This is a genomic window from Vibrio sp. Vb0667, assembly GCF_033391095.1.
The window spans coordinates 110,414-134,348 of sequence record NZ_JAWPOL010000007.1 but is presented as its reverse complement, the minus strand read 5'-3'; the positions used below and the strand labels follow the sequence as shown (position 1 = coordinate 134,348).

Sequence of the window (23,935 nt, the reverse complement as noted above, 5' to 3'; positions counted from 1 at the left end):
TGAATTAGGTAATAAAAAGCAATGATGCAAAGTGTAGATATCGCCATCATCGGCGGAGGGATGGTTGGGTTGGCACTTGCTGCCGCGTTCAAAGACAGTGATCTGCGTGTCGCCGTTATTGAAGGTAAAGTGCCAGATGATTCGTTGAAAGAATTACCCGATGTTCGTGTGTCTGCGCTGAGCCGCTCTAGTGAGACGATTTTGCGTAAACTTGGTGCTTGGCAGGGCATAGAACAGCGCCGAGCTTCGCCTTACCATGGCATGGAAGTATGGGAACAAGATAGCTTTGCCAGCATTGAATTTAATGCACAAAGTATGGCACAACCTGATTTAGGGCATATTGTTGAGAATCGTGTGATTCAACTTGCGCTGCTTGAACAAGTCCAAAAGCTCGATAACGTCACTATGTTTATGCCTGCACGTTGCGCGACTCTCGCGGTCGGTGAGCAAGAAAGCTGGCTGACGCTCGATAATGGCCAAGCCATGACCGCTAAATTAGTGGTCGGAGCCGATGGGGCGAATTCGTGGCTTCGCCATCAAATGGATATTCCATTAACGCATTGGGACTATGGTCATCATGCTTTGGTCGCGAATGTCAAAACTGCTATGCCACACAACAGCATTGCGCGCCAGATATTTACTCCTCACGGACCGTTGGCATTTTTGCCAATGTCGCAACCAGATATGTGCTCTATTGTTTGGTCCACGGAGCCAAATCGAGCAGAGCAGTTAGTGGCAATGAGTGAACATGATTTCAATAAATCGTTGACGAGTGAGTTTGATGCTCGACTTGGTCTATGTGAAGTAGTGGGAGAGCGTGCTGCGTTTCCTTTGAAAATGCGCTATGCGCGAGATTTTGTCGTCGAGCGAGTCGCGCTGGTTGGTGATGCGGCCCATACCATTCACCCATTAGCGGGGCAGGGTGTGAATTTAGGTTTATTAGATGCGGCCAGTCTTGCTCAAGAGGTGTTAGCACTTTGGAAGCAGGGACAAGATATCGGCAGTAAACGCAGCCTAAGAAGCTACGAGCGTTGGCGAAAAGCGGAAGCGGCAAAGATGATCGCTACTATGCAAGGGTTTCGAGATTTGTTCTCTGGCGAGAACCCAGCTAAGAAGCTCGTTCGTGGCATTGGCTTAAGTTTAGCGGGGCAACTGCCGGGAGCGAAAGATGAGATCATGAAGCGCGCGCTTGGTTTAAAGGGACACTTGCCGGATCTGGCGCGTCAGTAAGTGCAAAGCGAACTTCAAATACACAAAAGGCTGGTTAATCCAGCCTTTGTTTTATCAACATTTTGCTAAGCATATGCGCATCGGAGTTTCATTATTTCTTGATTGATCTCTTTGACCGCTCGGAAATGGCGTTGCTCTGCTTTCTCCGGCAGTATTAACTTACCGTTATCAAACTCGAATCTACCGACCCCGTAAATATAAATTCTTCCTTTAAAAAGACGACTTATATGTTTAGCAATCATACTTGGTGTATAGCGCTTAAACAGTCTCATATTTACTTTCCTTTTATCTAACCTAGCCTAGGTATTCTACGTTCTGGACGCGAAAATTATTGTGACAGCAATAGTATTAAATACAGATGTAGGGTGTTGCGTCAGAGAATTGTGTTGTCTTAGACAATTTGACAGTGTCATCTCTTAAATAGCGTGAGGATTACCCCAAAAATAACCTCTCTAAAGGAACCCTTACCCAATACACTCCTTTTTACGTGACGCATTAAGCAATAGTTTTGTTACAGAATTAAGAATAGAACGAAAACGGTTGTTTGCTAGTTGTTTCTATTAAGGTCGTGCTTCGCGTAACACACTTTACGTTCTAACGATTAGAGGAAATGAAAGAGAAAAAGTTCCACGTAAAAAAAAGCCCGCTTCAGCGGGCGAATAGTCACAGATGCATTACACAAAAGTGGATAACTAACTGCATGAATGCTGTCACTCAGCTAGCTGACTCACTTTATATTGGTTAAGTGCTTGTTTGAAACTTAACCAACAAATTCAGCATATACGAGTTTTATCTTTGTGACTATTTATGTTTTATATGTGATTAAAAATTCTCATGTCTATTTTTGTAGATATGAGCGAGATCACGCAGTGATAGAAACACTACGTGTCATTACATTGTTTTTAGACGATTAACGACAGATCTCAGCTACGGTCGGCTGACACAATTGGATAAGATCTTGGATAGAAAGCGCCAGTCCAGCCATGCGATCGCCACTGCTGATCGTGACTTCCTGTTCTTCTAGTAAGCTAGGGTCGAACACGATTGGCATATGACGTTTTAGTAGCAGAGGAGTGACAGTACCAATTTTGTAACCAGTGATGGACTCAACATCGGCTTGATCAACACAAGTCATCCGGCGACATTTCAGTAACGAGCGCACTTTTTTGGGATCAACGCTACGATCACCTGGCGCACAGGCGAGTGCATATTGATTACCCATGTCTCGTAGCAAGATTGCTTTCACCATTTGAGAGGGGCGAATGCCGCGTTGGTGCGCGGCATCCTCAATGGTGGTTGCTGGTCTTTGATGCGGTAACAGACGAAACGGAATGTGTTGGTCTGTGAGAAATTGCATCAAAGGAGTATTGATTGTATTACTCATCATCAAGACTGTAAGGCAGTGATTCGATTGTCCATTCACATTCTGGTTGCGCAACCAAACGAAGACGAGTGTCCTCATCGAGATTATTAGGCAGCACGATCAGGCCAATCGCGTGATTGTCACTGAACTGGTAGTGATTTAATAAAGCACCTACTGAACGCCAGTTTTCACCTACGCTGCGTTCGAGCTCAATTGGTTCGTCACTGAATGGAGCAGAAGTTGCACCTTTTACGATATACATCGCACGTTTATTGGTACCGCGATACTTCGCTCGTGCTACCGTTTCTTGTCCCGTGTAGCAGCCCTTTGTGAAGCTTATGCCTCCTAAAGCTTGCACGTTAAGTGCTTGTGGAATGTGAGCATTCTGCGCGGATGCAGAGACAAATGGTAAACCTGCCTCAATATCGAAACGATTCCAAAGCTCATTTGTCGTAAAGACAGCGTCGGTAGTTTCAACGATTTGCTGTGCTTCTGGCGCACTTAATATCAGTAACCAGCGATCTTGTGCAACTTGCACTGCTGTGCCACCGTCAACTGGGCGAACGCTGCCAGTTGTCTTGCTCATTGTTGAAATGAATTCGTCGGCTTTGACGCCAGCAACACCTAAGATAACGTCATCAGAAGCTTCAATCGTTACTTTAGAGAAAATAGCGTATTTCTTTATTTCATTAAGTTCTACGTCAATCGCCGATTTTGGTTGGATCATGCCGTAGCCATCATGATGATGGAAAAGGCGGAACACGCTCCACACTTTTCCTTTCGCATCACAATGTGCGCCCAGTGTTGATTGGTCTTGTTCTAAAGAAACAACATCGCAGGTAACCTGACCTTGTAAGTATGATTTTTTATCATCACCGATCATGGTGATCATGCCGAAGTTATCCAGCAGTGAGATAGATAACTCTGGAAGTGCGTCTTGAGTTGAGAGAGGTAATGCTGAAAAACGAGTTTGCCATTCCATAATTACAATGCCTTTTGAAGATATTTTTCCGCTATGTTATACCCAAATAACCTTGAGATACTAGGGGAGCGATTTACGAATCAACATTTGTCTGCTTTCACTATCGTATTGTGACCCGCACACTAGTGACGTAGCACATCCCTTGTTACACTCCGCACTAACAACAAGACATCTATGAAGGAATAGTGAATGTACACTCCGGAAGAAAAAGCGCGTATTAAATGGGCTTGTCGTCGAGGCATGCTTGAGCTTGACGTAGTAATTATGCCGTTTTTTGAAGAGTGCTTTGATACTCTGAGTGAACAAGAGCAGCGTGACTTTGTTTCTTTACTTGAATGCGATGATCCTGATCTGTTTACTTGGGTAATGGGGCATGGCCGTAGCGAAAATTTAGGTCATGCAGCAATGGTTGATAAAATTGTCGCCCATAACCTCAGCAAAGTTCGTTAATTTTACTGCTTCTCCCTCTCTGACTGCCCGAGTCCTCAATGTTGTACTTTTCTTATTGATGACTTGGGCTGTTATCTTCTCTAGCATTCCGCTCGTATTATCGACTTATTTGTTATTACTGATTGTTAAGGCTCTCTCAAGCCAAGGCCTTGTTCAACCTACAAGTCATGGGCATTGGTATGTGCACTGCGATGGCTCGGTCAGGTTTGATGCCCTTGAGTATGGCGAATACTCGGAAGATATTGAGTCCGAAAAGGGTCATTTACAGCGAGTCGATACATCGGCATCACCATTCAAGATAACATTCCAATTGCAATCTGGCCGTAGTGTTACGATTTGGCGTGATAGCTGTGACGATGAGCAGTATCGTCAACTATCTTTGGTATTACGCCAATGGGAAATGAAACAGGGAGCTAATGCTCCCTGCTGATGTAATAGTTTACTTGGTAAAGTTAAAGCTGTTTAGCTGGAACCAAAATCGTTGGGCCGCTGTTTTCCAGTTGGTTCGGATAGTCAAGCGTGTAGTGCAAACCTCGACTCTCTTTACGCTGCATCGCACAACGAACCATCAACTCTGCTACTTGTAAAAGGTTACGCAGTTCTAATAAGTTGTTCGACACTCGGAAATTGCTGTAGTACTCGTGTGTTTCTTGTTGCAACAGTTGGATACGGCGTAAGGCGCGCTCTAAACGCTTGTCAGTTCGCACAATGCCCATGTAGTCCCACATAAACAGACGAAGCTCGTGCCAGTTGTGCTGAATGATCACTTCTTCATCACTATTGGTTACTTTGCTTTCATCCCAACATGGCACCTGTGAAGGTAGCTCAACGTTAGTGTGATGTTTTAGAATATCTTTTGCCGCAGACCAAGCATAAACCACGCATTCGAGAAGTGAGTTTGATGCCATGCGGTTAGCACCATGCAGCCCGGTGTAGCTAACTTCACCAATCGCATACAAATTTTTCAGATCGGTGCAGCCATTTCTATCCACCATGACACCGCCACAAGTGTAGTGTGCAGCAGGTACGATTGGGATTGGCTCTTTAGTCATGTCAATGCCCAAGTCCATCAAACGTGAATAAATGGTTGGGAAGTGTTTCGTAATAAAGTCAGCAGGCTTATGGCTGATGTCGAGATACATACAGTCGGCACCTAAACGCTTCATTTCGAAGTCGATAGCACGAGCCACGACGTCACGCGGAGCAAGCTCTTTACGTTCATCGAAATCCGGCATAAAGCGAGAGCCATCTGGACGACGCAGGTAAGCACCTTCGCCACGCAACGCTTCAGTCAGCAAGAAGTTACGTGCTTCTGGGTGATATAAACACGTAGGGTGGAACTGGTTAAATTCCATATTCGCCACACGACACCCTGCACGCCAAGCAATCGCAATACCATCACCAGACGACACATCTGGGTTAGAGGTGTATTGATAAACCTTTGAAGCACCACCTGTAGCGAGAACCACAAATTTGGCTCGCACGGTTTCGACATGCTCTTCGTTGCGGTTCCAAATATAAGCACCGATAACTTTGTTTTTATCACCGCCAATTTTGTCTTCGGTGATTAAGTCCAGAGCATTGTGACGTTCGAGAACATGAATGTTTGGATGGTTATGAGCGTTATCTTGCAGGGAGGTTTGCATCGCCATACCTGTCGCATCTGCCGCGTGAAGAATACGACGACGGCTATGACCACCTTCACGAGTTAAGTGGTAGCGAGGTTCATCGTCAGAGTCATCTTCTTCACGATCAAATGGGACACCACCGTCAATCAACCACTGTACACACTCTTTTGAATGCTCAGCAATGAACCTTACGGTCTCCTCATCGCAAATACCATCCCCGGCGATTTGCGTGTCTTCAACGTGTGAATCAATGGTGTCTGACTCATCAAATACGGCAGCGATACCGCCTTGAGCATAGTAGGTCGCCCCTTCGCTGCGTGGTCCTTTACTCAGCACCATCACCTTACAGTGGTTAGCAACGCGCAAAGCCAACGACAAACCTGCCGCGCCACTCCCTACCACTAATACATCACACTCATGTTCACGATTTGTGTTCATATAACTTTTATAATCCCAAGCTAAGGTAACAAAGTTACCTTGTGTATTATTTGCACACCATGTGCATTCCATTATCGCGACATCTGTCGCTAAGGGCTAAGTTGGGAGACCTATCGACGTCCGTGTTACGGCGGTGACTGAGCCACTCTTCTTTTTCATGCAGAGCATTAGCATGCTTCCTAAGTTATAATTTGTAACGCGGTGTTCAGATAGCCATTAGCCATGCAAATGAAAAGTAATAGTTTGTCAATGCCATTGCTTTTCCATGCCCGACCCAGCACAATCTGGGACAGAGATCATTCATTATACCCATTTCCCTCCAAGATGCTCGCTTGTCAAACTTAGACTAAAGTCAGGCAGCGGTGGTCATTTGGGTACAGACATCACATTGTGAAAAAACAATGACAAAAAACTTGAGAAACCATGGAACTTTCTCATTCACGTTAGGGTCACAATAGTGCTCAAGTAAGCAGTGGTGTCAATACTACGTTTTGCATAATTAGTACCCATATCTGAGAAGAGTAGGGGCATAACAAATAGGAGTATCCGCTCGAATGAACGAGCAGCTGACCGATCAAGTATTGATTGAGCGAGTTCAGAATGGCGATAAGCAAGCATTCAACCTGTTGGTAACAAAGTACCAGAATAAGGTATGTAATCTTATTTCCAGATACGTTAGTAATCCTGGCGATGTACCAGATGTAGCACAAGAAGCGTTTATTAAAGCTTACCGAGCTATCCCTAGCTTTCGTGGGGAAAGTGCGTTTTATACGTGGCTGTATCGCATTGCAGTGAATACTGCGAAAAATCACATTGTTGCTCAAGGGCGTAGACCTCCAGCGACAGATGTCGATGCTGAAGATGCTGAATTTTACGAAACAGGTAGTGCACTTAAAGAAATATCGAACCCTGAGAACTTAACGTTGTCCAAAGAATTGCAACGGGTGGTGTTCAGTGCAATCGAAGCTTTACCTGAAGATTTAAAAACCGCAATGACATTACGAGAGCTCGATGGCTTGAGTTATGAAGAAATTGCAGAAGTGATGGATTGCCCGGTAGGAACGGTACGATCGCGTATCTTCCGTGCTCGTGAGGCGGTGGAAAAGAAAATCAGACCTCTTTTGCAACGCTAGTACAAGTAATAACTATGGTGAAAATAATGGCTGACAAAGAAAAACTTTCAGCTCTCATGGATGGAGAATTGGTCGATAAGGCTTTAATTCAAGAGTTAGAGCAAGACCAAGAGAGCCGTGATGCTTGGCAGAACTATCACCTGATTGGTGATGTGATGCGAGGCGAAGCGCCAGCAAAACCTGAGTGGAATATTGCTGAAAGCGTGGCGTTAGCGTTAGAAGATGAACCTGCACACCGTGCGTTTGATTCGCACAGTGCAAATGTTATCTCAATTGCGGATACGCCAAAAGAGTCGCAACCAGAACCGCAAAAAGCAAAACGTCAGTTGCCAGGTTGGTTGACGCAGTTTGGTCAAGTTGCTGTTGCTGCATGTGTATCGCTTGTTGTTATTTTAGGTGTACAGCAGTACGGTGGTAGCGATTCAATGTCGCCGCAAACAGATCAATTACCTGTATTGCAGACGGTTCCGTTTGCTGGCAGCGCAGAACCAGTGAGTTTGACTCGTGAGTCTGTAGAACGTTCTGTAGGCGAGGCAAATATGCAAGAGCAGCGCAAGCGTGTTCATGCTATGCTGCGAGACTACGAATTGCAGTTACGAATTAACAGTGATGCATCTCAACAAGATGCAAATCTGAATCCGGATATTGAATGAAAAAATTTCTGATCAGCGCTTGCGCTCTGTTCAGTATGATGTCTTCTCAAGCCTTTGCTGGTGACAAGCCAGCGGAGGCTTTATTGCATCAAATGAGCGAGGCGAGTAAGAATTTAAGTTACGAACTCTCTTATATCCTTATCAAAAAGAACAGCATTGAGCCGTTGCTGTATCGTCATGCCACGCATGGTGACGATCAATATGCTCATCTTGTCTACTTAAGTGGCCCTGTGCGTGAAGTGATTCGTCGCGGAACTGAAGTAAGTTATATCGAAACGGGTTTAGAACCGTTCACCATTGAGTCAGGTAAAATGGTCGCTCCGACTATGCCTATGCTCAACACCAATATCGATGAGCTAAACTTGTATTACGACTATGTAAAAGTGGGTAGAGCTCGTGAAGCTGGTGTGGCAACACAAGTGCTGCGTATTGTTCCTAAAGACGGTCTGCGCTATTCATACGTACTATGGATCGATGAAAAGAGTAAATTGCCGTTGCGTGCCGACCTTGTGGACCGCGATGGTGAAATGCTTGAACAATATCGCACTATTTCTTACACGGTAAACCCAAAAATCGCAGAGTTAATGAGTGGCCTGCAAGATGTTCAATTACCTGCTGTTCTCACCATGCCAAAAGGCGATATTGGGACCAGTAATTGGCAGGTTGGTTGGATCCCTGAGGGTTTCGAACCGAACGAGCTCAACCGCTATCGTATGGCCGTTACTAACCAAATGGTGGAGAGCCAGCTGTATTCTGATGGTCTGTTTAGCTTCTCTGTTTACGTAGCAAACAAAGATGAGCATTCGTTAAAAGGGCAGTTGGTTCGCCAAGGCAGAAGAACGCTACACAGTTTTGTGAGCGGTCAACATGAAATCTCTGTTGTAGGAGACATTCCACCGACCACAGCACAGCGTATCGCCCAATCTGTCACATTTAATGTAACAAAGAGTAAATAACAATGATGACCGCGTTGGCTACCGTGACAGACGTGCATCGTCGCGGCAAGCAATTCGAAATTGATTTAAGTTGCGAACAGCAGACCAGTTGCAGTAGTTGCTCTTCACAGAAAAGCTGTGGAACGGGCGTTGTTACTAAAGCCATTGGTAACAAGAGTTTATCTTGGCACCTGCGCACGGATAAATCGGTGAAAATAGGTCAAGTCGTCGAGATTGGTTTTCCTGAGTCAAGCCTAATAAAATCAGCAATGGCGGTTTATTTACTGCCATTGTTTGGTTTGATTATCGGTGCGATGTTTGGTCACTTCCTATTAGCGCCGCTGACAGCCGGCGGGGAAGGCATCATCATATTGGCATCGGTATTGTTTGCCGCTGGTGGAATGTGGATCGCAAAACGTGTTTCTCGTCCGTTAGAAGATGAATCCAAGCGCCAAGTTACCCTCGTTCGGGTACTTGGAGAGCCAATCCAGTAAGTGCTGTCCCCCTCCACTAAAGGTTATTTGGGTATGTACTTTAAATTACGTGCGCCCGTTAACGAAATTCGGTAGAATCTGCCAACTTGATTGAAATGCCGTCAGTAGATGGCGTTTCTTACTGTCCCTATTTGTAAAGAGTTAGTCACCCTAAATCTATGAAGCACATTCGTAACTTTTCGATTATCGCCCACATCGACCATGGTAAGTCGACCCTATCAGACCGTCTAATCCAAGTTTGTGGCGGGTTAACCGATCGTGAAATGGCCGCACAGGTTCTGGATTCTATGGATCTTGAACGTGAGCGTGGCATCACCATCAAATCTCAGAGTGTGACGCTAAACTACACCGCTAAAGACGGTGAGACGTATCAGCTGAACTTCATCGATACTCCGGGGCACGTTGACTTTGCATATGAAGTATCACGTTCTCTAGCGGCTTGTGAAGGTGCGCTATTGGTTGTGGATGCGGGTCAAGGTGTTGAAGCTCAAACACTGGCTAACTGTTACACCGCGATCGAAATGGATCTAGAGGTTGTGCCAATCTTAAACAAGATTGACCTACCTGCAGCTGATCCTGAGCGTGTAGCGGAAGAAATTGAAGAAATCGTTGGTATCGATGCAATGGAAGCAACTCGCTGTTCTGCGAAGACAGGCATCGGTGTTGACGACGTTCTAGAGAACATTGTGTCAGCGATTCCAGCACCGGAAGGTGATCCAGATGCGCCACTACAAGCGCTGATCATTGACTCATGGTTTGATAACTACCTTGGCGTTGTTTCTCTAGTGCGTATTAAAAACGGCGAACTGAAGAAGAACGATAAGATCAAAGTGATGAGTACGGGCCAAGTTTGGGGTGTAGACCGCCTTGGTATCTTTACGCCAAAACAAGTAGATACCGATACCCTTCGTACTGGTGAAGTAGGTTGGGTTGTTTGTGGCATCAAAGACATTCTTGGTGCCCCTGTTGGTGATACGCTGACTCTAGCGAAGAATGGTTGTGATAAACCGCTACCAGGCTTTAAGAAAGTTAAACCTCAGGTTTACGCAGGTCTGTTCCCTGTATCTTCTGACGATTACGAGAACTTCCGTGACGCACTAGGCAAACTAAGCCTTAACGACGCATCGCTATTCTACGAGCCAGAAAACTCTGCGGCACTTGGCTTTGGTTTCCGTTGTGGTTTCCTTGGCATGTTGCACATGGAAATCATCCAAGAGCGTCTAGAGCGTGAATACGACTTGGATCTTATCACCACAGCACCAACGGTAGTTTACGAAGTTGAGAAGACGGATGGCGATCTGCTGTATGTTGATAGCCCAGCAAAACTACCAGCGATCAATGATATTGAAGAAATTCGTGAACCGATTGCACGTTGTAATATCCTTGTGCCTTCAGAGTACCTAGGTAACGTAATCACCCTGTGTGTTGAAAAGCGAGGCAGTCAAGTTGATATGGTTTATCACGGTAACCAAGTCGCTGTGACTTACGATATTCCAATGGCTGAAGTGGTACTGGACTTCTTCGATCGTCTGAAATCAACATCACGCGGTTACGCATCTTTGGATTACAACTTCCAGCGTTTTGAAGCTTCGAACATGGTACGTGTAGACGTTCTTCTTAACGGTGACACTGTTGATGCATTGGCGATGATCACACACAAAGATCAGTCTCAGACTCGCGGTCGTCAGTTGGTAGAGAAGATGAAAGAATTCATCCCTCGCCAAATGTTTGATATCGCAATCCAAGCGGCAATTGGTAACCACATTATCGCTCGTTCAACGGTAAAACAGTTGCGTAAGAACGTTATTGCGAAATGTTACGGCGGTGACGTAAGTCGTAAGAAGAAACTTCTGAAGAAACAGAAAGAAGGTAAGAAACGCATGAAGCAGATCGGTAACGTTGAGCTGCCTCAAGAAGCGTTCCTAGCCATCCTTCACGTAGGTAAAGACTAAAGTTGAACTTTGTCTCACACTTGTCGGTCTTAAGACGTTAGATATTAAAATAAGTGAAAGGGTTTCGGCTCTTTCACTTTCGTATTTTTAGATAAGGGAATTTAATGGCGAATACATTCTCACTGATGTTGGTTATTGCGACTTTGGTAACTGGCGTGGTTTGGCTATTGGAAAAGCTGGTTTTCGCGAAAAAGCGTCAGGAAAAACTGGCTGAGATTCAAGCTCAGACGTCTAATGGTTTGGATGCAGTGACCTTGCAAAAAGTTGAGCGTCAGCCTTGGTGGGTTGAAAATAGCGTCTCTATTTTTCCTGTGATCGCGTTCGTTTTAGTATTACGTTCTTTTATCTACGAACCATTTCAAATCCCATCAGGCTCAATGATGCCTACCTTGCTGGTTGGCGATTTCATTTTAGTTGAGAAGTACGCGTACGGTCTAAAAGACCCAGTATGGCGTACTCAGCTAGTGGAAACTGGTAAGCCTGAGCGTGGTGATATCGTGGTATTCAAATACCCACCACAACCAAGTGTGGACTACATTAAGCGTGTAGTTGGTTTACCTGGTGATATCGTGCGTTATTCAGGTGATAAGCAGCTTTGCGTGCAAAGCCAAGGCGAATCGGCGTGTAAGCCAGTTAAACTGAGCAACGTTGAAGAAAGTCAGTTTAGCTCGAACGGTATTCCAATGATCCAACTGGATGAGAAATTGGGTAACGTTGAGCACAATATTTTGGTTAACCCTCTTGTGCGTAACCGCGTGGAGCAATATTTCCCACGCAGCGGCACGACAGAGTGGGTTGTACCACAAGGTCAGTACTTTGTGATGGGTGATAACCGTGACAACAGTGCTGACAGCCGTTACTGGGGCTTCGTTCCTGAAGCAAACTTAGTCGGCAAAGCTGTCGCCATTTGGATCAGCTTCGAGTTTGATCGTGGCGCAGATAGCGTTCTACCTTCATGGATTCCAACTGGTGTGCGTTTTAACCGCATCGGTGGTATTCACTAACCATTTTATATCGAGAGAGTATGAATTCTCCAATTGATAAACTAGAGAGAAAGCTCGGCTACCAGTTTCAAGATGCCGGGCTTATCAACTTGGCGCTGACTCACCGCAGCGCCAACAGTAAGCATAATGAACGTCTTGAGTTTCTGGGCGATTCAATTTTAAGTTTTGTCATCGCTGATGATCTGTACCATCGTTTCCCGAAAGTGAACGAGGGTGACATGAGCCGTATGCGTGCTACTTTGGTTCGTGGACATACATTGGCGGAACTGGGTCGTGAATTCGATCTAGGAGATTATTTAAAATTAGGTCCAGGTGAATTGAAGAGTGGCGGTTTCCGCCGAGACTCTATTTTAGCCGATGCGGTTGAAGCCATTATTGGCGCAATTTACCTAGACAGCGATCTTGAAGTCGTGCGAGGCATTGTACTGAGTTGGTACAACTCACGCCTTGAAGCCATTAAACCAGGCGTTTCACAGAAAGATCCGAAAACTCGCCTACAAGAGTTCCTACAAGGCAGAAGAAAACCGCTGCCTGTCTACACAGTGACTAATATTAAAGGTGAAGCGCACAACCAAGAGTTCACGGTTGAGTGTGAAGTAGCAGGTGTGGATAAGCCTGTAATCGGTAAAGGCACCAGCCGCCGCAAGGCAGAACAAGCGGCTGCTGAAACAGCACTTGAGCAATTAACAAATGGCTGATAACGAATTCGATATCGATGCGTTTTTCGCATCACAGGGTGAGCCAAGCTCGCCAGAAAACCAACACTGTGGCTTTATTGCTATTGTTGGTCGTCCAAACGTAGGTAAGTCGACACTTTTGAACAAGATTTTGGGTCAGAAGATTTCGATCACCTCTCGTAAGCCGCAAACGACACGCCACCGTATTATGGGTGTGGATACGGACGGCGATTACCAAGCGATTTACGTCGACACGCCTGGACTTCACATTGAAGAAAAGCGTGCGATCAACCGTTTGATGAACCGTGCAGCTAACTCGTCATTGAGTGATGTAAACCTTGTGTTCTTCTTAGTCGATGGTACGCATTGGACTAAAGACGATGAGATGGTGCTGACCAAACTTCAAAAATCGAACTTCCCAGTTGTGCTTTGTGTAAACAAAGTCGACAACGTACAAGATCGTAACGACGTGATGCTACACATGGCGGAGATGTCGAAGAAGATGGACTTCGTGGATGTTGTGCCAATCTCTGCCAAGCAAGGTAAGAACATTGACGTACTGCGTAAGCACGTGCGTAATCACTTACCTAAAGCAACGCATCACTTCCCAGAAGAATACGTGACTGACCGTTCTCAGCGTTTTATGGCGTCTGAGATTGTGCGTGAAAAGCTGATGCGCTTTACTGGTGAAGAGCTGCCATACTCAGTAACGGTTGAAATTGAGCGTTTTGATTACAACCCCGAAACCGACGGTTTCCACATCAATGCCTTGATTCTTGTTGAGCGTAATGGTCAGAAGAAAATGGTGATTGGCAAAGGCGGCGAGAAGATTAAAACCATTGGTCGCGAAGCGCGTTTGGATATGGAAGAATTGTTCGGTCGTAAAGTTTACCTAGAAACCTGGGTAAAAGTGAAATCTGGCTGGGCAGACGACGAACGAGCGTTGCGTTCGTTGGGTTATATAGACGATTTATAATCTTGGCTGCGAAGGTGCTTCGCTCCAACATCGATGAAAAATCAGTATCGATTAAAATAAGGAGCCGCTCGGCTCCTTATTTTTTATTTCACACTTTTTAGGCACAATGACTTAGATGAGTAATCTGTCTTCCGAAGGTTTACAGCGCTGTTTTGTATTGCACCGACGCCCTTACAGTGAATCGAGCTTAATCCTTGATGTATTTAGTGAGGAATATGGCCGAATGACTTTAATGGCCAAAGGCGCGCGCAGTAAGCGTTCGAACTTAAAAGGCGCATTGCAACCTTTTACCCCGCTATTACTTAAATGGTCGGGGAAAGGCTCGATGAAAACTTTGCGTCAAGCCGAGCCGATAAGTCTAGGTTTGCCGTTAACGGGCATTAATCTCTACTCAGCCATGTACGTCAATGAACTGATTGGCCGTATTTTGATGGCTGAAGTGCCGATGCCAGCACTATTTCATGATTATTTGCATGCGTTAACCGAGTTGGCGCACAACGAGAACCCTGAGCCTGCACTGCGTCGTTTTGAGTTAGCCTTGCTGTCTGCTATGGGGTATGGCGTGGATTTTTTGCATTGTGCAGGTACCGGCGAGCCCGTCGACCCAGAAATGACCTATCGTTACCGGGAACAGAAAGGGTTTATTGCTTCGGTTAGGCGCGATAACCTCACGTTTTTAGGGAATGAACTGATTGCTATCAGTGAGCGGCGGTTCGTCACTAAAGAGCAGCTAAAAGCGGCAAAACGCTTTACACGTATAGCCTTAAAGCCGTATCTTGGCGGCAAACCTTTAAAAAGTCGTGAATTTTTCATTCAGACCCCCAGAGCACGGAGTAACGGAAAATGAGCTCAATTTATTTAGGCGTCAATATCGACCATATTGCCACTCTACGTAATGCACGTGGTACAAAATACCCAGATCCTGTTCACGCTGCTGAAATTGCTGAGCGTGCAGGCGCGGACGGTATCACTATCCACTTACGTGAAGACCGTCGCCATATTTTGGATCGTGATGTACGTATTCTGCGTGAAACCATTCAAACGCGTATGAATCTAGAGATGGCAGTGACGGACGAAATGGTTGAGATTGCGCTGCAAACTAAACCAGAGTTTGTGTGTTTAGTGCCTGAAAAGCGTGAAGAACTGACGACGGAAGGTGGCTTAGATGTAGTAGGGCAGCTTGAAAAAATTAAAGCTGCGACGAAAAAGCTGACAGATGCAGGCATCAAAGTTTCGCTCTTTATTGATGCTGACCGTCAACAGATTGAAGCTGCGAAAAAGTGTGGCGCTCCGTTTATTGAGCTACATACTGGCCATTATGCAGATGCGACGACAGAAGACGAGCAACAAGCTGAACTGAAGAAGATTGCCGCTGGTGCTAGTTATGCACATGATCTAGGTATTATTGTTAATGCCGGGCATGGCCTGACTTATCACAATGTCGCACCAATTGCTGCATTACCAGAAATTTACGAACTCAACATTGGTCACTCAATCATTGGTCGCGCGGTATTTGATGGTTTAAATAAAGCGGTTGCTGACATGAAAGCATTGATGATTGAGGCTCGCCAGTCATAGGGCTATCTAGATGGCGATTATAGGGTTAGGGACCGACATTGCAGAAATTGAGCGTATTGAAAAAGCGTTAGCTCGTAGTGGTGAACCTTTTGCTCAGCGGATTCTTTCAGAAGAAGAAATGGCCAAATTCTCACAGCTTAAGCTGCAAGGTCGTTATCTTGCTAAGCGCTTTGCTGTTAAAGAAGCTGCCTCAAAAGCATTGGGGACAGGGATCGCAAAAGGAGTCACGTTTCACGACTTTTCCATCTCGAACGATGAGCTTGGAAAACCAGTACTCGCATTGACGGGCACAGCCAAGCAAATAGCGGATGCGATGGGTGTTAACCACATTCACCTGTCCATTTCCGATGAGCGTCATTACGCTGTGGCGACGGTCATTTTTGAATCCTAGCTTGTAAGTCTTAAACAAAATACTAAAAAGCCAGAGCATTTGCTCTGGCTTTTGTTTCTCTTCAATAGATCACTGTTCAAGGTATAACTTTGCGGTTGTTGTTACTTTAATCATTTCATCTTGCAGCTCGAACATTTCAGGCTCAACCTCCTCAAGACTGATCCCTGAGCGCAGTGCTTGCTCAAGCGTCGCACAGAGTGATTTCAGCCTTGGAACGCCACAATATGAACTACTGCCGTGCAGCTTATGGATGACATGAATTAGGTCATCACGAGAGATATCTTCTTGCTCCAGAGCTTGGTCAACGACTGCTTCTACTTCAGGGATGAACTCAATCAACATGCGTAGCATGTCTTTAGCGAGATCCTCTTTATTCGCGCTCTGTTTCAAGGCTGCTTGCCAATCAATAATCACATCCTGCTGAGGCGAAGAAACGGATTGTGGTGCGCTTCCTTCAGGTTCATCAACGTATGAAGGGGCGACTTTGCCAATGCTCTCTGTACAAGCATTTGGGTTCCAGTGAACCAAAACCTGTTGTAGCACATGCTCTTCAATAGGTTTGGTCAAGTAGTCATCCATTCCTGCCGAGAGCAAGCGGTCTCGTTCCCCTGCCATGGCATGTGCCGTTACCGCAATCACTGGCGTGTCTTTATTTAGCTCCAACTCTTTAATGTGCTTACAAGCGGTCACCCCATCCATTTGTGGCATTTGAATATCCATGAAGATTAAATCGTACTTTTTCTCTGTCGCCAGGTTCACCGCTTGCTGGCCATTGCTACAGGCGGTGACGGTTTCTACTCGTTCGCGGAGCAGTGCAGAGATCAGCTTCAAGTTTGCAGGGTTGTCATCCACTGCTAGTACAGTGAGAGGTAAACGGTCCCCTTCGCTTGGCGTAATTGGAGCGCTTAATACCGGTGGCGATTCTACATGTTCGCTAATCAGGCTTTGTAGCAACTTACGGCGAGACAATGGTTTCGTCAGGCACTGGACGTGATGCTCTGTCATTATTTGGTCCGCAAGCGCCAATTCGGTACTCGGTGTCCCTAGGAGAACACTCGGAGCCATGCGTTTCGCTTGTTCTATCCAAGGTGTAATAACTTCCGCATCGTGAGTCTGGTTGGCCGCTAAATTCAACAGTACATAATCATATTGTTCTTCGTTGTTTGGTAGCGAAGAGCGGTAGGTTACTAAAATACCCTCCTGACTTAGAATCTGTTGGGTTACGGACGCGGCTTGCATGTTTGGTTCAATCAGCAGTAACTGCTTCCCAGTCAGAAGTTCCACTTCAATCAGTTCGCTCATTGGCATCTCGGTTGAGTGCAAGCGCACCGTAAACCAGAAGGTTGAACCTTGGTGTAGACGGCTGGTTAAACTGATTTCGCCGCCCATCTGGCTCACCAGTTTCTGAGTGATAACCAGACCAAGACCAGTACCGCCGTAACGACGTGAAATACTTGCATCTGCTTGGCTAAAGGCTTGGAACAACTGCGCTTGCTGACGCTCAGAGATACCAATACCGGTATCACGCACCATGAATTGCAGTTCGACGGAGTCTCCTGATTGAGAGCGCATTTCTACGCTAACATCAATGTTGCCTCGCTCGGTAAACTTGATTGAGTTACCGACTAAGTTCGTCAAAATTTGCTGGATACGTAGTGGATCCCCAACTAAACCTGGTGGAATTTTAGGGTCCACTTTTAGGGTGATTTCTAACCCTTTCTCATGTGCACTTGTGGCTTGTAGGTTAATTACCTCTTCTAAACTTTCTCGGAAATCAAAAGGAATGTTTTCGAGTGCCAGCTTACCCGCTTCAAGTTTCGAGAAGTCGAGAATGTCATTGATGATATTCAGCAGGTTGTTCGCCGATTTCTCAATCGTCTGTAGGTAATCCGTTTGGCTGTTAGAAAGCTGCGTTTTAAGCATTTGACGAGTAAAGCCAATCACCCCATTGAGCGGAGTACGCAGCTCGTGCGACATGTTCGCCAAGAACTCTGACTTAACCCTGGCCGCTTCTTGCGCGCGTTTCTTCGCGATATCCAACTCAACGTTCTGAATTTCTAGCTGCTCAAGCGTTTCACGTAAGTCGGACGTGGCTTGGTCTATACTGTGCTGCATCTCCACGTGATATTCTGATAACGATACCGCCATGGCGTTGATGCCATTTTTTAGCTGGTCTAACTCACCGTGCATTTTGCCTTCGATACGCACATCCAGATGACCACGGCGAATGCGGTCAACGACATTCTTCATGTGGGTGATAGGTTGGGTCACATCGTGCATTAGACGTGAAGCAAACACACTTGCTAAGCCAAGACCGAGAACCAGAACTAAAAAAGCAGAGAAGACTTCTTGATACTGTTGCAGCCTCAAGGAGGAGAGATCTAACTCGACGGCGATGTAACCAATCGCTTTTGTGCCTTGGCTTTCGTTCGACAACTCCGCTAAGTAGTGACCTTCTGACAAAATGGGGACACGCAATATCAGTGAGTTTTCGTAGATTTCCGAATTACCCAGTTGCGGGATCGGTTTATCTTTGGGAAACATCAAGGCTTCAAAATTAGGATGAAAGTTAGAGGTCACAAAGAGCTCATGATGTTCATCAAATACCGCGATACTACGAACCAGTTTGGAGTTTTTGCGGTGCGCGTAGCTTATCAAGCGACGTACCGCCTCTCGGCTTTCTGATAGTAGATGAGTTTCACTGGCAATCGCCAGCGGCTCAATAATGCTGTTACCAGTGGTGATAACTTGTTTCTCAAGGTCTTGGTAGCGGTTAAATGAGAAAAAGCCGCTCAGTAATAAACCAATAATGAGAGTGGGAGCGAGAGTTAGTGTAATTACACGTGCTCGTAAGCCATATCTGGTCATGTTATCTAATTACATCGGAGTCTGGATATGGGAAAATAACGCATTATTTCTCAAGCGCACGATAAAGCCTTGAGCAAAGAAGTGACGTCACCGAATAAACGGTAAGCATAATCAAGTCACTCGAATCACACAACGGCTGCAATCAAGAATAGTGAAGCCGAAGAGCAATTACACATAAATCAGGCATAGAGCATGGCACGCATCTTTCAACCGAAAAAGAAAACCCAACTCAATACTCGGCACCAAGCAGTGCAAGTAGAGCGTTTAGATCACCACGGCGCAGGCATTGCTTACCTCAAAAAGAAGCCATTGTTTATTGATGGAGCACTGCCGGGTGAGGAGGTGGTCACTCAATTGGTGGAAGAAAAGAGCAAATACGCTCGCGGTAAGTTGATTAAAATCCTTAAGCCGAGTGAAGCTCGTGTGGAGCCATTTTGCCCACATTATCATGAGTGCGGTGGCTGTGATTTGCAGCATCTAGATTATGACCAACAATTGACGTACAAACAGCAAACGTTGCGTCAGCTAATGCGAAAATTTTCAGGCAGTGACATTGAACTAGATGCCCCGTTATTGGGATATTCGCAGGCCTACCGTCGCCGTGCGAGAGTGAGCTTGTTTGTTGATAAAAAAACACGTCAGCTACATTTTGGTTTCCGTAAAAAGCAGAGTAAGCAAATTGCGCAAGTGACCGATTGCCCAGTGCTGGCACCGGAACTGAATGTTTTGCTGCCAGAGATTTACTCAGCCCTAAAAGCGTTCAAAAAGCCGGAACAATTAGGTCATGTAGAGCTGGTACTTGGTGATAATGGGCCGTGTATTACGCTGCGCCACTTGAGCGCTCTGACAACGAGTGAAACTCAATCTCTAACGGAGTTGGCAAAACGTCATGGCGCATCGTTGTACTTAATGCCATCGACAGAACAATTAGACCTTATCGAAGGCGATATGCCTTTTTATCAAGAAGTTGGAGTGAAAATCCCTTTTGCACCAAATAACTTTATTCAAGTAAACCAAGGTGTAAACCAACAAATGGTCAAACAAGCGGTTGAGTGGTTAGACCCACAAAAGAGTGACCGAGTGTTAGATTTGTTCTGTGGTTTAGGCAACTTTAGTTTACCAGTTGCGAAATTAGCTAAGTACGTGGTTGGAGTAGAGGGTGTTGCAGAGATGGTAGAAAAAGCCACAAACAATGCATCTTTGAACCAAATCAATAACGCGCAATTTTATCACGCTAACCTTGAGCAAGATTTTGAAGGCCAAGCCTGGGCCGCAGAGCGGTTTGATAAAGTATTATTAGACCCGGCACGCGCGGGAGCGAGTGGGATCATCGATCAAGTTTCTGAGCTTGGCGCACAGCGTGTAGTTTATGTTTCTTGTAATCCTGCTACCCTTGCTAGGGATAGTCAAAGCTTGATAGAGCAAGGCTATAAATTAACTAAATTAGGTATGCTGGACATGTTCCCTCATACCAGTCATCTAGAATCGATGGCATTGTTTGAAAAGTCCTAACTTTAGGACTTTGACCCCTTATTTGTGGTGGGTGGTCATAAAGCCAGCGTGTACGCGCGGTAAAAAGAACTAACCTGGACGGTGTTAGTCAAACCACACGAATATAATAATTAGGATGATGAGATGGTTGCGGTAAGAAGCGCGCATTTAAACCAAGATGAACAGTTTGAACTCGAAAACTGGGTGGCTAGCCTAGGACAAGAGAAAAACACAGCCTCACGCTTAATCGAAGTATATCGAGATTGCCAGACGGTATTAGCTGATAACGAGCAAGCGGAGCTGTTGTTGTGGCGTGGACGAGAAATGATCGAAATTTTGATCACCTTGTCTATGGATCAAGCCACTTTAGTGGCTGCTCAACTGTTTCCTTTGGTTTCAAGTGGTGCTTTTAACAGAGAAATTCTGGAAGAGAAATACAGCAAAGAAATCATAAAATTAATCGACGGCGTTGAAGAAATGGCTGCTATTGGCCAACTCAACGTCAACATGGAAGGCAGTGCAGCGTCATCTCAGGTAGATAACGTACGCCGTATGCTGCTTGCCATGGTGGATGACTTCCGCTGCGTAGTTATCAAGCTCGCGGAACGAATTTGTAATCTTATTGAAGTTAAAAAAGCGCCAGATGAAGTTCGACGTGCGGCGGCAAAAGAGTGTGCCAACATCTATGCGCCGCTAGCAAACCGATTAGGCATCGGTCAGCTGAAATGGGAAATTGAAGATTACGCTTTCCGCTACCAACAACCGGAAACTTACAAACAAATTGCCAAACAGCTTTCTGAGCGACGCATTGTTCGTGAACAGTACATCAAAGACTTTGTTGAAGACCTCACGCACGAAATGGAAGTGTCGGGCATCAATGCCGAAGTGAGTGGTCGACCTAAGCACATCTACAGCATTTGGCGAAAAATGCAGAAAAAGAGTTTGGCCTTTGATGAGCTGTTTGATGTGCGAGCAGTGCGTATCATCGCAGACAAACTGCAAGATTGTTACGCGGCTTTAGGCGTAGTTCACACCAAATACAAGCACCTACCGAGCGAGTTTGATGACTACGTTGCTAACCCTAAACCAAACGGTTATCAATCGATCCATACAGTAATTCTAGGGCCAGAAGGCAAAACCATCGAGATCCAGATTCGTACCAAGCAAATGCATGAAGAGTCGGAGCTGGGTGTTGCCGCGCACTGGAAATATAAAGAAGGGGCAAGCAGCCGAAGCGGTTATGATGAGAAGATCACGTGGCTGCGTAAGCTATTGGATTGGCAAGAAGAAATGTCTGACTCTGGCGAAATGCTCGATGAGCTGCGTAGCCAAGTCTTTGATGACCGTGTTTATGCCTTTACACCACGTGGTGATGTTGTCGATTTGCCAATGGGGGCAACGCCGCTAGATTTTGCCTATCACATTCACTCCGAAGTGGGACACCGTTGTATCGGTGCCAAAGTCGGAGGTCGTATTGTGCCGTTCACGCATAAATTACATATGGGTGACCAAGTCGAGATTATCACTCAGAAAGAACCTAACCCATCACGTGACTGGTTAAACCCATCATTAGGCTTCGTTCATTCTGGTCGTGCGCGTGCCAAAATTAACGCCTGGTTCCGAAAACAAAGCCGTGAGAAGAACCTTGAAGCAGGTCGTGAAATCCTTGAGCATGAGTTAGCCAAAATTGGCGCAACGTTAAAAGATGCAGAGCATTACGCCCTCAAGCGGTTTAACGTCAAAACACCAGATGAATTGTATGTTGGTGTAGGTAGCGGTGATTTGCGTATCAACCAAATAATTAACCATATCAATGCGTTAGTTAACAAGCCAACGGCAGAGGAAGAAGATCAGCAAGCACTGGAAAAACTGCAAGAAGCTGAGCATAAATCACCCGCGCAAAGCCGACCGAAAAAAGACGCAGTTGTAGTAGAAGGCGTCGATAACCTAATGACACATCTAGCACGTTGCTGTCAGCCAATTCCAGGTGACGATATCTCTGGTTACATAACGCAAGGTCGTGGGATTTCAGTACACCGTAGTGACTGTGAACAGCTAGAAGAACTGCGCCATCATGCGCCAGAGCGCATCATCGATACAGTCTGGGGCAGCGGCTTTGTGGGGTCATACATCCTCACCGTGCGTGTTGAAGCGATGGAGCGAGGTGGTCTACTCAAAGACATTACGACACTGTTCGCCAACGAAAAGATCAAAGTGACCAGTATGAAGAACCGAGTCGACTACAGACGTCAACTTGCCATCATGGACTTTGACCTAGAAGTCACCAATATTGAGGTGCTTTCGCGGGTTTCGAAACGTGTGGAACAGATCAAGGATGTCATGACGGTGAAACGCCTCGGCTAAAACTCTCGTCATAGTTATCGTTGTAGCGTTGTTGACTGCACGCACTCGCTCCATCACATGGTGAACCATGCTCAGGAGTCTCGTTTGTTTGTCGCCTAGCTACAACTTCAACTATTTACAGAGTTACACTTGCGTCATATTTGGCTTTTTATCTGCGTTAGCTGCACTTATTCCGACGTGCCGGCTCAGGGGCATCACATAGTAGGCTATGCTCAGGAGTCGCGAAAACTTGTTGCCTTGTCAAAGTAACAATTACTTAGTGAAAGCTGCTGAGAAAATATAATGTAGAAGGTGAGTGGTTTTGGCCGCTCACCTTTTTCTTTAGTAGAAAGGTTTAAAGGAACAAAAAATGAGTCATCCAATTGAACAATTAGAACAAATCATGGCGAAGTTGCGTGACCCAGAAAACGGTTGCCCTTGGGACTTAAAACAAACCTTTGACACCATCGTTCCGCATACAATAGAAGAAACCTACGAGGTGGTGGACGCGATTCAAAATCGAGATTGGCCCAATCTAAAAGAAGAGCTAGGGGATTTGTTGTTTCAGGTGATTTTTTACAGTCAGCTAGCGAAAGAGCAAGAGCTGTTCGACTTTTCGGATGTCGTCGAAACCGTGAACGAAAAACTGACTCGTCGCCACCCGCATGTTTTTTCAGATGTTGAGTTTGAATCTGACGAGGAAATTAACGCGAACTGGGAAGCGGAAAAAGCAAAAGAAAAAGCCCTAGTAGGCAAAGCGGAAGAAAGTATCCTAGACTCAATACCAAACTCTTTACCGGCACTTTCTCGTGCTACAAAAATTCAGAAAAAATGTGCAAAATTTGGGTTTGATTGGGATTCACTTGGCCCGGTTGTCGATAAAGTACGAGAAGAAATTGACGAAGTCATGGAAGAGGTACTGCAAGTTCAGCCCGATGAAGAGAAAGTTGAGTTGGAACTCGGTGATTTGCTATTTGCGACTGTCAATTTGGCTCGCCACCTTGATAAAAACCCAGAAGTCGCGCTAGGAAAAGCAAACGTAAAGTTTGCGCGACGTTTTAAACAAGTTGAAGGCAAGGTCCAGCAGTTAGGCAAAGTACTTACAGATTGTTCTTTATCAGAACTCGACCATTTTTGGGATGAAGTAAAACAAGAAGAATCGAGGCAGAGGTAAACTGGCAGAATACATAATATAAGGTCAGCTTGTTTGGTTACACGAAAACGGACTTTGGTTTGTCTTTGCTCACTTTGATTTGAAGCAAAAAATAAAAAATTACGGTGTGATAGATTTCACGTTGTGGCGGTAAGGAGCTTCTGGTATATTTATCTCCCGTCCAGAAGCACTCCAT

General features: G+C 45.6%; 22 protein-coding genes. 17 read left to right on the top strand and 5 right to left on the bottom strand.

Going from position 1 to position 23,935, the window contains the following annotated elements:
• Positions 1–21: 21 nt before the first annotated feature.
• A complete protein-coding gene (locus R8269_RS10170; protein ID WP_318222524.1) occupies positions 22–1,230 on the top strand; it encodes an FAD-dependent 2-octaprenylphenol hydroxylase in 1,209 nt (402 codons plus the stop codon).
• Between the two features lie 65 nt (positions 1,231–1,295).
• On the opposite strand, the gene R8269_RS10165 is transcribed toward R8269_RS10170, so the two are convergent.
• From R8269_RS10165 to ygfZ, 3 genes are all read right to left on the bottom strand, one after another.
• Entirely contained in the window at positions 1,296–1,502 is a 207-nt protein-coding gene (locus tag R8269_RS10165) for a DUF1107 domain-containing protein (RefSeq protein WP_005380970.1), read from the bottom strand.
• A gap of 638 nt (positions 1,503–2,140) precedes the next feature.
• A complete protein-coding gene (locus tag R8269_RS10160) occupies positions 2,141–2,614 on the bottom strand; it encodes an aminoacyl-tRNA deacylase (RefSeq protein ID WP_005384562.1) in 474 nt (157 codons plus the stop codon).
• A complete protein-coding gene (gene ygfZ, locus R8269_RS10155) occupies positions 2,607–3,575 on the bottom strand; it encodes a tRNA-modifying protein YgfZ (protein ID WP_054577171.1) in 969 nt (322 codons plus the stop codon). Before ygfZ ends, R8269_RS10160 begins: the two co-directional genes overlap by 8 nt.
• Before the next feature lie 189 nt (positions 3,576–3,764).
• On the opposite strand from ygfZ, the gene R8269_RS10150 reads away from it, so the two are divergent.
• Positions 3,765–4,025 (top strand): succinate dehydrogenase assembly factor 2, encoded by a 261-nt coding sequence (locus tag R8269_RS10150; protein WP_005380951.1) that lies wholly within the window; start codon positions 3,765–3,767, stop codon positions 4,023–4,025.
• Positions 3,994–4,455, top strand: a complete 462-nt coding sequence (locus R8269_RS10145) for a protein YgfX (protein ID WP_230623489.1) — start codon at positions 3,994–3,996, stop codon at positions 4,453–4,455. Before R8269_RS10150 ends, R8269_RS10145 begins: the two co-directional genes overlap by 32 nt.
• A 22-nt stretch (positions 4,456–4,477) precedes the next feature.
• Here the strand turns inward: R8269_RS10145 and nadB are convergent, their stop codons facing one another.
• Entirely contained in the window at positions 4,478–6,091 is a 1,614-nt protein-coding gene (gene nadB, locus R8269_RS10140) for an L-aspartate oxidase (RefSeq protein ID WP_005380947.1), read from the bottom strand.
• Positions 6,092–6,645: 554 nt separating this feature from the next.
• Here nadB and rpoE point away from each other — a divergent pair.
• From rpoE to acpS, 11 genes are all read left to right on the top strand, one after another.
• Positions 6,646–7,224: an RNA polymerase sigma factor RpoE gene (rpoE, locus tag R8269_RS10135; protein WP_005380946.1), complete on the top strand. Its 579-nt coding sequence runs from the start codon at positions 6,646–6,648 to the stop codon at positions 7,222–7,224.
• 26 nt (positions 7,225–7,250) lie between these two features.
• Positions 7,251–7,877 carry a sigma-E factor negative regulatory protein gene (locus tag R8269_RS10130; protein ID WP_005380944.1) on the top strand — a complete coding sequence of 209 codons (627 nt, stop codon included), beginning with the start codon at positions 7,251–7,253 and terminating at the stop codon, positions 7,875–7,877.
• Positions 7,874–8,833 carry a sigma-E factor regulatory protein RseB gene (rseB, locus tag R8269_RS10125; RefSeq protein ID WP_005380941.1) on the top strand — a complete coding sequence of 320 codons (960 nt, stop codon included), beginning with the start codon at positions 7,874–7,876 and terminating at the stop codon, positions 8,831–8,833. Before R8269_RS10130 ends, rseB begins: the two co-directional genes overlap by 4 nt.
• A 2-nt stretch (positions 8,834–8,835) precedes the next feature.
• On the top strand, positions 8,836–9,306 hold the full coding sequence (locus R8269_RS10120; RefSeq protein WP_005380936.1) for a SoxR reducing system RseC family protein: 471 nt from the start codon (positions 8,836–8,838) through the stop codon (positions 9,304–9,306).
• Positions 9,307–9,464: 158 nt separating this feature from the next.
• Entirely contained in the window at positions 9,465–11,258 is a 1,794-nt protein-coding gene (gene lepA / locus R8269_RS10115) for a translation elongation factor 4 (RefSeq protein WP_005380934.1), read from the top strand.
• 104 nt (positions 11,259–11,362) lie between these two features.
• A complete protein-coding gene (gene lepB / locus R8269_RS10110) occupies positions 11,363–12,262 on the top strand; it encodes a signal peptidase I (RefSeq protein WP_138939848.1) in 900 nt (299 codons plus the stop codon).
• A gap of 20 nt (positions 12,263–12,282) precedes the next feature.
• Complete coding sequence (gene rnc / locus R8269_RS10105; RefSeq protein WP_005393907.1) at positions 12,283–12,960, top strand: ribonuclease III; 678 nt, start codon at positions 12,283–12,285, stop codon at positions 12,958–12,960.
• Positions 12,953–13,915 carry a GTPase Era gene (gene era, locus R8269_RS10100; protein WP_005380931.1) on the top strand — a complete coding sequence of 321 codons (963 nt, stop codon included), beginning with the start codon at positions 12,953–12,955 and terminating at the stop codon, positions 13,913–13,915. Before rnc ends, era begins: the two co-directional genes overlap by 8 nt.
• Positions 13,916–14,030: 115 nt before the next feature.
• Positions 14,031–14,762, top strand: coding sequence for a DNA repair protein RecO (gene recO / locus R8269_RS10095; RefSeq protein ID WP_005384578.1), 732 nt, complete (start codon positions 14,031–14,033; stop codon positions 14,760–14,762).
• Positions 14,759–15,493, top strand: a complete 735-nt coding sequence (pdxJ, locus tag R8269_RS10090) for a pyridoxine 5'-phosphate synthase (protein ID WP_005384579.1) — start codon at positions 14,759–14,761, stop codon at positions 15,491–15,493. The genes recO and pdxJ overlap by 4 nt, the downstream gene beginning before the upstream one ends.
• Before the next feature lie 10 nt (positions 15,494–15,503).
• A complete protein-coding gene (acpS, locus tag R8269_RS10085; protein ID WP_005380927.1) occupies positions 15,504–15,884 on the top strand; it encodes a holo-ACP synthase in 381 nt (126 codons plus the stop codon).
• Between the two features lie 69 nt (positions 15,885–15,953).
• Here the strand turns inward: acpS and barA are convergent, their stop codons facing one another.
• Positions 15,954–18,752: a two-component sensor histidine kinase BarA gene (barA, locus tag R8269_RS10080; RefSeq protein WP_033907441.1), complete on the bottom strand. Its 2,799-nt coding sequence runs from the start codon at positions 18,750–18,752 to the stop codon at positions 15,954–15,956.
• A gap of 192 nt (positions 18,753–18,944) precedes the next feature.
• Here barA and rlmD point away from each other — a divergent pair, with 192 nt between their 5' ends.
• The 3 genes from rlmD to mazG all read left to right on the top strand — a co-directional run bounded on the left by rlmD (position 18,945) and on the right by mazG (position 23,760).
• Entirely contained in the window at positions 18,945–20,264 is a 1,320-nt protein-coding gene (rlmD, locus tag R8269_RS10075) for a 23S rRNA (uracil(1939)-C(5))-methyltransferase RlmD (RefSeq protein WP_025768846.1), read from the top strand.
• 123 nt (positions 20,265–20,387) lie between these two features.
• Positions 20,388–22,607, top strand: coding sequence for a GTP diphosphokinase (gene relA / locus R8269_RS10070; protein WP_005380915.1), 2,220 nt, complete (start codon positions 20,388–20,390; stop codon positions 22,605–22,607).
• A 349-nt stretch (positions 22,608–22,956) separates the two neighbouring features.
• Entirely contained in the window at positions 22,957–23,760 is an 804-nt protein-coding gene (gene mazG / locus R8269_RS10065; protein ID WP_005380912.1) for a nucleoside triphosphate pyrophosphohydrolase, read from the top strand.
• Positions 23,761–23,935 lie beyond the last annotated feature (175 nt).